An 8,791-nucleotide genomic window follows, 5' to 3' on the forward strand; every position below is an offset into this window, starting at 1 on the left:
GACCGGCGGCGAGCTCCGCCGGCGCCCCGCCGGCAGCCCCGCGCGCCGGGCGCCCTCACGCGTCGAGGATGAACTCGTAGAGCCCCCACGCCGCGGCGATCATGATCACGTCGTAGGCGCCGGCGACCGCGCACGAGGTCCAGAAGCCCCCCAGGGTCCCCTCCACGCCGAGGAACGCCGTCGTGGTCGCCGACACGCAGGCGTACAGCAGCGGGAAGGCAACCGGGATGAACAGGATGGCGAGCAGCACGTCGCGCCCGCGCGTGTCGATCGTCATGGTGGACAGCAGCGTGCCCACGCCGGCGACCCCCACCGTGCCCACCGCGAGCGGCACCGCGATCAGCGGGGTCGTGGCCGCGAGCTCCGCGCCGGAGAGGAAGAACAGGAAGAACAGCGGCACGGAGAGCGCCTCGACCGCGAGGAGGAAGATCAGGTTGGAGGTCGCCTTGGCGGCGAACACCACCGCGCGGTCCACGGGCGCGAGCAGGATGCCCTCGAGGCAGCCGGACTCCGTCTCGTGCGAGAAGCTGCGGTTCAGACCGAGCAGGCTCGTGAACACGATGAGCGCCCACAGCATCCCGCCGGCGAGCGACACCGTCTGCACGCGGTCGCCCACCTGGGACAGCGCCGCCCCGTAGACCGTGAGCACCAGCAGCGCGTACACCGCCATGGAGGTGAGCATCTCGCGCGTGCGCAGCTCCTGGCGCAGGTCCTTGGCGAGTAGCGCGCGGTACTGGGCCCATGCGCCCGGCCTCCCCATCACGCCACCCCCATCCCCACGGTCGCCAGGTACAGGTCGCGAAACGCCGCGGCGTCGACGCCCGAGCGCTCGGCGCACACCACCGCGCGCCCGCGCGCCAGGATGAGCGCATGGGTGCACAGGGAGAACCCCTTCTCGAGGTCGTGGCTCACCATGATGAAGGTGCGCCCGTCGCGTACGCGGTCGATGAGCTGGTCGAAGAGCTCCGCGGCATGCGGGTCGAGCCCGGAGTACGGCTCGTCGAGCAAGACGAGCTCGGGGTCGTTCACGAGCGCGCGGGCGATGGAGAGGCGCTGCTGCATGCCGCGGGAGAAGGTCCGCACGCAGTCCGTCCGGCGATGGTCGAGCTCCACCACCCTCAGCAGCTCGTCGATGCGCGCGCGGTCGGGCGCGCCCCCGTACAGCGAGCTGAAGAACTCCAGGTTCTCGCGGGCGGTGAGATCCCCGTAGAGCATGGACCGGTGGGAGATGAGCCCGATGCGCGCTCGGAGCGTGTCCGGTTCCTCGAGCGCATCGACGCCGAGGACGCTCAGGCTCCCGCGCGTGGGGCGGGAGAGCAGCGCGAGGATGCGGAGCAGGGTGGTCTTGCCCGCCCCGTTGGGCCCGAAGATGGACAGGAACGCCCCCGCGGGGACGGCGAGGTCCACGCCGTCCAGGCCGCGGTGCGCACCGAAGCGCTTCACCAGGCCGCGCGCCTCGACGGCGAGCGGGCGGTCGCCCGCAACGGCACCGGACACGGCCGCCGCGCGCTCCCCCGCGCCCCGGTGCGCGCCCCCGCTACCCACGGACGCCCTCCCCCTCGCCGGAGGCGGCATCCATGCCGGCGGCCGCATGCGAGGCGCCCGCCCGAGCCGTCGCCGCGGCGCCTCCCGCGCGCTCGTCCGCCGCCAGCAGCGGCGTGGCGCGGCGCGGCAGGAACGCCAGCGCGATGCCCGCGATGCAGATGCCGGCGCCGACCCAGGTGAACATAATGAGCGGGTTGATCTTCACGCTGATGGAGAGCGTCCCGTCGGCGTTCACCCCCTGGAAGGCGATGAAGAGGTCCTCGAGCGGGAAGCTCGTCACCGACGCGTCGAGTGTCTGCTGCCGGGTGGCGGCGCTCACCCGCATGGACGTCTCGACATCGGCGAGCCACTGGTCGTCGGCGCTCATGGCGGTGCCGGCGACGCCCTCGCCGTCGCCCGCCCCGGCGCGTCCGACCTCGAGCAGCACCGTCATCACGTCGTTGTCCGCGGCGTCGAAGTACTCCTCCGAATCCCGGTAGACGATCACGTAGTCGCCCACCTGCGCGGACGCGCCGACCTCCGTCGGCAGGTCCACCGTCTGCTCGTGCACGTACATGCCCGAGCCCACCAGGCCGATGAGCGCCACGGCGCACCCCAGGTGCGCGAGATAGCCGCCCGCCTGCGCCGGCGAGCGGCGGAAGAGGTTCACCACGGCGCGCGCGGCGCCCTCGCCGTGACCGCGCATGCGGCCGCGCACCCCGCGCCCCAGCAGGTAGGACGAGGTCGCGAGCAGCATCGCAGCGGCCAAAAACGATACGACGGTCAGCGCGAAGTAGTACCAGGGCGGCCCCTGCTCCGCCAGGGCCTCGGCCGCATCGCCGCCCGCCGCCATGATGCCCTCGTAATCGGGTACGAGCCGAAGGGCGAAGAAGGCCATGAGCACGGCGAACGCCACGGCGCCCACGAGCGCCGGCACCCGGAAGTTCCGCGCGAAGGCGGCCTTGTCGGTGCGGCGCCATCCGAGCAGCGGGCAGACGGCCATGAGCAGGCCGAACAGCGCCGTCATGGGACGCGCCACCGCGTTGTAGGCGCCGGCGGGGACCGCCTGCCCGCCGAGCGGCATCCAGGTCGGCAGCGCGCTCGACACGGTGAGGTAGGCCACCAGGCACGCACCCACCAGGCACACGAGGTTCGTGAGGAAGTACGAGCCGCTCTTGGAGGCGATCGACTCGATCTCGTCGGCGTCGTCGATCATCCCGTTGCGGTAGACCAGCAGGGCGAGGAAGGACAGGGCGGCGGCGATCATGATCCCCAGGAAGAAGTACGTGGAAACCGGGTCCTCGGCGAACGCGTGGACCGACTGCACGAGCCCCGAGCGCGTGATGAAGGTGCCGAGCACCACGAAGATGAAGGTCGCCGTCGCGGCGAGCATGCTCCAGCGCTTGAAGCAGCCGCGCTTGCGGTACATCGTGAAGCTGTGGACGAGCGCCACCGCCGCGAGCCAGGAGAACAGGCTCGCGTTCTCGACGGCGTCCCAGGCCCAGAAGCCGCCCCATCCGAGCACGACGTAGGCCCACACCGCGCCGAGCGCCATGCCCACGGTCAGGAAGATGAAGGCGAACACGGCGATGCGGTCGGAGAGCTCCACCCACCGCGACGAGGTATCGCCGCAGATGAGCGCCGCGAGGGCGTAGGCGAACGGCAGCGTGGCGCCCGCGTAGCCGATGAAGGTCGCCGGCGGATGGAGGATCATCGCCCAATGCATGAGCAGCGGGTTCATGCCGCCCATCGGGGCGACGAGCGAGCCGTCGGCGTTCAGGTACTCCGCCGCCGTGGGGAGGAACGGGTTGTTCGACTCGGAGAGCACGAGCGTGGCGGCGAACAGGGCCACCACGACCTCGGTCACGCCGAGCGCCACGGAGGACAGGTCGTCGGTGGCGCGCATGCGCCGCCAGGCCACCGCCGCGCCGTACAGGGAGATGAGCCAGGTCCATAGGAGGAGCGAACCCTGGCGGCCCGCCCATACGGCGGAGACGAGGTACAGGGGCTTCAAGGGGCTGTCGGTCGCCGGGTAGTTGGACACCACGTAGGCGATCGAGTAGTCCTCGGTGAACATGCACGCGAGGATGAGGGCGATGCAGCCCGTGAGCAGCAGGGCCACCGCGAACACGAGCAGATAGCCGGCGTTCACGAGCCGCTCCCGCCGCAGCTTCACCCCGGCCACCAGAACGACGGCGGCCACGGCCGCGAGCACGAGCGCGAGCACCTGCAGGGCGCTTCCCAACATGGAGACCATCGGCCCCGTCCCCCTTCATGCGCGGCGGCGGATCCGCCCCGCCGCCCTCGATGGTACGACGCCCCGGGAGCGCGGGCGCGTCCCCGGGGCGAATCGCTTCGCTATTCCGACACGGCCTCGTCGATGGCGGGCTGCTCGCTCGCGGTGAAGACGCCGTCCTCGCCGAGCGACCCGGTCACGACGACCGCCACGCCGTCGGAGATCCCCTCGTCGAGCCCGCCGTCATAGCGCACCTTGAGCTCGGCGCCCTGCGACTCGATCGTGAAGCGGTGGTCGGCGTTCACCGACGCCACCTCCCCGCGGACGTACCCGCAGACCCGGGTGTCCTTGCCCACCATCGCGTCCCCCTGCTCCAGCAGGCCCGACACGGTGAGGGACCCCTCGGCGCTCTCGTACTTCGACGGGCACTTGGTCACCATCTCGGCGGCATCCAGCGCGCCGTCGGTCACCGTTCCGGTGCATACGGCGACCACGCCCGCACCGAAGGTGGCGGGCAGCGCGCCGTCGTAGGTCACGGTGAGGGCCTGGGAGGCGTCGCCGTCCTCCGGGGCGATCCGGAAGGTCGCCGAGGACCCCTCCGCCGTGATGGAACCCGCCACCACCGAACCGGAGACCTGGACCTTCTTGCCCTCGTAGCCGCCTCCCAGCACATCGCCGATCGACAGCGAGGACGCAGCCTGGCCGCCGCCGGCGATCGCGACGATCACGAGCATGGCTATCACGACGATGCCGCCGACCACGACGAGCCGGCGCTTTGCCTTCTTGTTCATAGCTCTCCCCGAGCGAATCCGATGTGTGCACCGCGGCTGCGCGCCGCCGAACAAGTATACAATGGGCGCATCGCGCACGCGCGATGTCACGCATATTACCTGCAGCGAGGAGCGACGATGATCCTAGCCGTCGATATGGGGAACACGCAGACCGCGCTCGGCCTGTTCGAGGGCGGCGAGCTGCTGTGCGCCTGGCGCATGCCCACCGACTGCACCTTCACCAAAGACGAGATCCACGTCCGCCTGCAGGGCTACTTCCGCATGTACGGCCGGGAGGTCTCCTGCATCGGCGCGATCGCCTTCGCCGGCGTGGTCCCCCAGCTCAGGCGCGAGTGGCAGGGAGTCGCCGACCAGCTCGGCGTCCCGATCATGATGGTCGGGCGCGACACGGCCGCCGTCACCCCCGTGCGCGCCGACAACCCCGCCGAGGTGGGCGCCGACCGCATCGCCAACGCCGTCGCCGCCGCCACCTTCTACGGCACGCCCGCCATCGTGGTGGACTTCGGCACAGCCACGAACATCGACGTGGTGGATACCGACGGGAGCTACATCGGAGGCGCCATCGCGCCGGGCATCCGCATCTCCATGGACGCGCTCGCCGCGCGCGCAGCCCAGCTCGCCAGCGTCCCCCTCGAGGCGCCCGAGCGCTTCATCGGCAGGAACACCGTCGAGGCGGTCCAGAACGGCCTGGTGGTCGGCACAGCGGCCATGGCGGAGGGGCTCGTCCGCCGCATCAAGGAGGAGCTCGGCGCGCCGGGCGCCCGCGTCATCGCCACAGGGGGCCTCGCGGGCGTGGTGGCCGAGTCGACCGACGTGTTCGACGTCATCGACCCGCAGCTCACCCTCCGCGGCATCTGCGAGATCCACCGCCGCATGACCGCATAGCGGGGATCGGGACGCCGCCGTCCCCAGCCGGGGAGGCAGGGGCACGTTGACCCCGGGCACGCAAAACCATGTCGTATCTGACACCGGCCCTCCCTGTAGAGGGGGCCGGTGTCAGATACGACATGGTTTGCCCCGATGCGGCGGCGGCCGCCCGGGAGCCCCGGAAACGGCGAGCCCGACGGCAGCGCAAGGCGGTGGCCCCGGCGCGATGCGGACCGGTGGCCCGAGAACGCGCCCGCAGCGCGGCGCGCCCGCGCCCTCCGGCGGGCTACAGCTGGTCGAGGGCGCGCAGGCTCACGGCCTCGGCGGGGTAGCTCTTCTCCCCGCGCGGCGTCCGCACGCAGGCGCGGCCCCAGACATCGAGACCGGAGAACGCGCCCGTGTCCACGACGCGGCCCTCGGGAGTCAGCACGGCGACCTCGTGCCCCATCAGGGGCACCATATCGAAGTACTCGGACAGGATGGGGGCGAGCGGGCCGGCGGCGGGACGTGCCGCGAGAGCCGCCGCCCACGCGTCCACGCGTGCCACCACGGCATCGCGCACGAGGGCGGCGAGCCGCGGCAGCTCCGGCGCGCCCTCGCCGAGGAGCTCCGCGAGCGAGACGGGCGGAAGCGCCCGGGGCCCGCCGGGCGCCCTGCCCTGTGCGAGCTCGGACGCGTCCATCTGCACCGGCTCCCGGTTGATGCCGATGCCCACCACGGCGAACGGGCCCGCGTCGCCCGAGCGGCCCTCCACGAGGATGCCGACGAGCTTGCGGTCGAAGCCGCCCTCGCCGGAGGTGCGGACCACGATGTCGTTCGGCCATTTGATGCCCACCCGGCCCGCGAGGCCCAGGCTCGCGAGCGCGTCCATCACGCCCATGCCCGCGAGCGCCGGCACGGCGATGAGCTGGGACATGGGCACCTCGGGACGCACCACGACCGACAGGGAGAGGCTCCCCGCGGGCGAACTCCATGCGTGCCCGCGGCGCCCGCGGCCGGAGACCTGGCGTTCCGCGCAGATCGCCCAGCCGTGCGGCGCACCTGCGCGCGCCTCATCCGTGGCGACATCGTTGGTGGAGCCCACCTCGTGCTCGAACATCAGGGGCAGGGCCCCCTCGGGCGTGATATCCATGCTCCTCCCCTTCTCCTGGAGTCCGCGCCGATACGGCGCGCGGGACGGATACTGCGACGGCGCGTCAGGGGGCGCGCCCGCGGACCGCGGCCTGCCCCCCCTGCCGGGAAACGACGGACGGGCACCCTCGGGTCGCAGCCTTCCGCCTGACGGAGGGACGGGGCCGCGCCCGCGCCCCGCGTGCGGCGAACGGCCCCGGCAGGCGCGCCCGCCGGGCCGTCCCCTACAGGGACCCGAGCTCGGTCGTCACGTGGCCGACGCGCTGCTCGGGCTCCTTCACGTCCACGCCCTCGTAGCGGAAGAAGCGCGCCGGGTCGTGCATGAGGTCCTCGAGCGGCACGAGCACGAAGTCGCGCTCGCCCAGCTTGGGGTGGGGAAGGCGCAGCTTGTCACCACCGTGGACCTCCCCCTCCATCCACAGCAGGTCGCAGTCGAGGGTCCGCGGCCCGTTGGGCTTGGCGCCGCGGCCGCGCTTGCGCCCGAGCCGGTCCTCGACCTTCATGAGCTCATCGAGCAGGATGAGCGGGGCGAGCTCGGTACGGATCTCGATCACGGCGTTGGCGAAGGGCTCCTGGCGCTCCTCGTAGGCCGGCTGGCTCTCGTAGATGCGCGAGCAGTTGGACACGCAGGTAAGCGGGATCTCCGCGATGAGGTCCTTGGCGGCCCGGATGTTGTCCATGCGGCGCCCCAGGTTGGAGCCGAGCGCCACGAACGCGCGGCGGGGCTGGGGGCGCGCCACGGCCCAGTACCCGTTCAGGAACTGGGCGAACCCGGCGACGTCGTGCACGCGCACGATGTTGGCGCCGTTCTGGATGGCGCCCAGGCACACGCCGAAGGTCGCCGCGTCGCGGCGGTCCGCCTTCTCGACGCCGGAGACCGCGCCGACGAACCGCTTGCGCGACACCGCGCACAGCAGCGGGTAGCCGAGCGACGCCATCTTGGCCGTCTCGCGCTGGATGATGATGTCCTCGTTCGCGTTCTTGCCGAACCCCGCGCCCGGGTCGATGCAGATGCGGTCGCGCGAGACGCCGGCGTGCACGAGCGCGCGGGCCTGGTCGGACAGGAAGCCCATCACGCGTCGCATGATGGGCGCGGAATCGGGAAGGGTGAAGCGGCGCAGCTGCGAGGTGCTGACGTAGGCCTCCTCATGGCGGGCGGAGCGCGCCATCATCGCGGCGAGCCAGTCCTCGGGCTCCGCCTGCGCGACGGGGGCGGTGTCGGCGGCGGCCGCCTCGATGGAGGCGCCGGCGAGCTGGGCCGCCACGGCCTCGGCGGTGCTCGCGGCGTCGGTCTCGGGGGCCCCGTCGCCTCCTTCGGCCTCCGCGCCGGAACCGTTGGGGATGTCGGCGAAGGGCAGCTGCGGCTGGATCAGCCCGCTCGTCAGGCGCATGCCGCCCTGGGCGCGCCCGCGCTTCTTGGCGCCCGGCGCCGCCGCCGCGGCGGCCGCCTCGGCGGCGGCACGGGCCTTCTCCGCCACGAAAGCGGCGGCGGAGGTGTCGAGCTGGACGGCCTTGTGGGCGCGCACGGGCTCGGTGACCTCGCCGGCATGCATGATGATCACGCCGCACTTGGTGTTCTTCACGAACTCGACCATCTTGGGGTCGGTGAAGCCGGTCACATCGTTGACGATCGAGGCGCCGACGCGCACGGCCGCCTTCGCGACCTCGACATGGCGCGTGTCCACCGACACGATGGCACCGCGCTGGGCGAGGGCGCGGATGACGGGGAGGACCCGCTTGGCCTCCTCGTCCGGATCGACCGGGGTGAAGCCGGGGCGCGTGGACTCGCCGCCCACGTCGATGATGTCGGCGCCGGCATCGAGCATCTCCACGCCGCGCGCGATGGCGCGGTCGGGGTCGAAGTTGTCCCCGCCGTCGCTGGAGGAATCGGGGGTGACGTTCAGGACGCCCATGATGCGCGGCCGATCGAAGGTCAGCGTGTACTTTCCGCAGCGCCAGGTCTTGGAGTCGTGAGCCATGAGGGTCCTTTCATAGGTACGCACGTGCATCCATTGTATCCAGTCGGCGCGCATGCGCATCGCCGCCCCGTCCGATGACGCAAGGTTTTCAGGAGCGGGGCGCGGGGGCGCACGAATCTCCGCCTCGGTGCCGCCGTCGACCGTGCCATGTATCTGCGGGGCGCGGGGCGCACGGATCTCATCCCGAAGCGACGGTGGCAGATGCCGGCGCCTCCTCCGAGGCGGATCCCTAGATGTTCAGTGCCAAGACGTTGTTTACGCCC

Annotated in this window: 7 protein-coding genes; 1 reads left to right on the forward strand and 6 read right to left on the reverse strand. The window is 72.0% G+C overall.

Translation table 11 applies throughout. From position 1 onward, the window contains the following. Positions 1-55 precede the first annotated feature (55 nt). From PHA29_RS06190 to PHA29_RS06205, 4 genes are all read right to left on the reverse strand, one after another. Complete coding sequence (locus tag PHA29_RS06190; protein ID WP_270575500.1) at positions 56-760, reverse strand: heme exporter protein CcmB; 705 nt, start codon at positions 758-760, stop codon at positions 56-58. Then, positions 760-1,545, reverse strand: a complete 786-nt coding sequence (locus PHA29_RS06195; RefSeq protein WP_270848680.1) for an ABC transporter ATP-binding protein — start codon at positions 1,543-1,545, stop codon at positions 760-762. Before PHA29_RS06195 ends, PHA29_RS06190 begins: the two co-directional genes overlap by 1 nt. Then, positions 1,538-3,781: a heme lyase CcmF/NrfE family subunit gene (locus PHA29_RS06200; RefSeq protein ID WP_270848682.1), complete on the reverse strand. Its 2,244-nt coding sequence runs from the start codon at positions 3,779-3,781 to the stop codon at positions 1,538-1,540. Before PHA29_RS06200 ends, PHA29_RS06195 begins: the two co-directional genes overlap by 8 nt. Positions 3,782-3,882: 101 nt before the next feature. Continuing rightward, entirely contained in the window at positions 3,883-4,551 is a 669-nt protein-coding gene (locus tag PHA29_RS06205; RefSeq protein ID WP_270848683.1) for a cytochrome c maturation protein CcmE domain-containing protein, read from the reverse strand. Positions 4,552-4,668: 117 nt separating this feature from the next. Between PHA29_RS06205 and PHA29_RS06210 the strand changes: the two genes are divergently transcribed. Beyond that, positions 4,669-5,436 (forward strand): type III pantothenate kinase, encoded by a 768-nt coding sequence (locus PHA29_RS06210; RefSeq protein ID WP_270848684.1) that lies wholly within the window; start codon positions 4,669-4,671, stop codon positions 5,434-5,436. 268 nt (positions 5,437-5,704) lie between these two features. Here the strand turns inward: PHA29_RS06210 and PHA29_RS06215 are convergent, their stop codons facing one another. Both PHA29_RS06215 and folP read right to left on the reverse strand, forming a co-directional pair. After that, a complete protein-coding gene (locus PHA29_RS06215) occupies positions 5,705-6,550 on the reverse strand; it encodes a biotin--[acetyl-CoA-carboxylase] ligase (protein WP_270848685.1) in 846 nt (281 codons plus the stop codon). A gap of 223 nt (positions 6,551-6,773) precedes the next feature. Further along, positions 6,774-8,528 (reverse strand): dihydropteroate synthase, encoded by a 1,755-nt coding sequence (folP, locus tag PHA29_RS06220; protein ID WP_270848686.1) that lies wholly within the window; start codon positions 8,526-8,528, stop codon positions 6,774-6,776. Positions 8,529-8,791 lie beyond the last annotated feature (263 nt).

The sequence above is a fragment of the Candidatus Collinsella stercoripullorum genome, from assembly GCF_027669965.1.
GTDB lineage: Bacteria > Actinomycetota > Coriobacteriia > Coriobacteriales > Coriobacteriaceae > Collinsella > Collinsella stercoripullorum.

What these genes read in the sequence shown, in the direction of transcription:
- PHA29_RS06205 (WP_270848683.1), bottom strand. Translation starts at nt 4,551, where the DNA reads ATGAACAAGAAGGCAAAGCGCCGGCTCGTCGTGGTCGGCGGCATCGTC.
- PHA29_RS06190 (WP_270575500.1), bottom strand. Translation starts at nt 760, where the DNA reads ATGGGGAGGCCGGGCGCATGGGCCCAGTACCGCGCGCTACTCGCCAAG.
- PHA29_RS06210 (WP_270848684.1), top strand. Translation starts at nt 4,669, where the DNA reads ATGATCCTAGCCGTCGATATGGGGAACACGCAGACCGCGCTCGGCCTG.
- folP (WP_270848686.1), bottom strand. Translation starts at nt 8,528, where the DNA reads ATGGCTCACGACTCCAAGACCTGGCGCTGCGGAAAGTACACGCTGACC.
- PHA29_RS06200 (WP_270848682.1), bottom strand. Translation starts at nt 3,781, where the DNA reads ATGGTCTCCATGTTGGGAAGCGCCCTGCAGGTGCTCGCGCTCGTGCTC.
- PHA29_RS06215 (WP_270848685.1), bottom strand. Translation starts at nt 6,550, where the DNA reads ATGGATATCACGCCCGAGGGGGCCCTGCCCCTGATGTTCGAGCACGAG.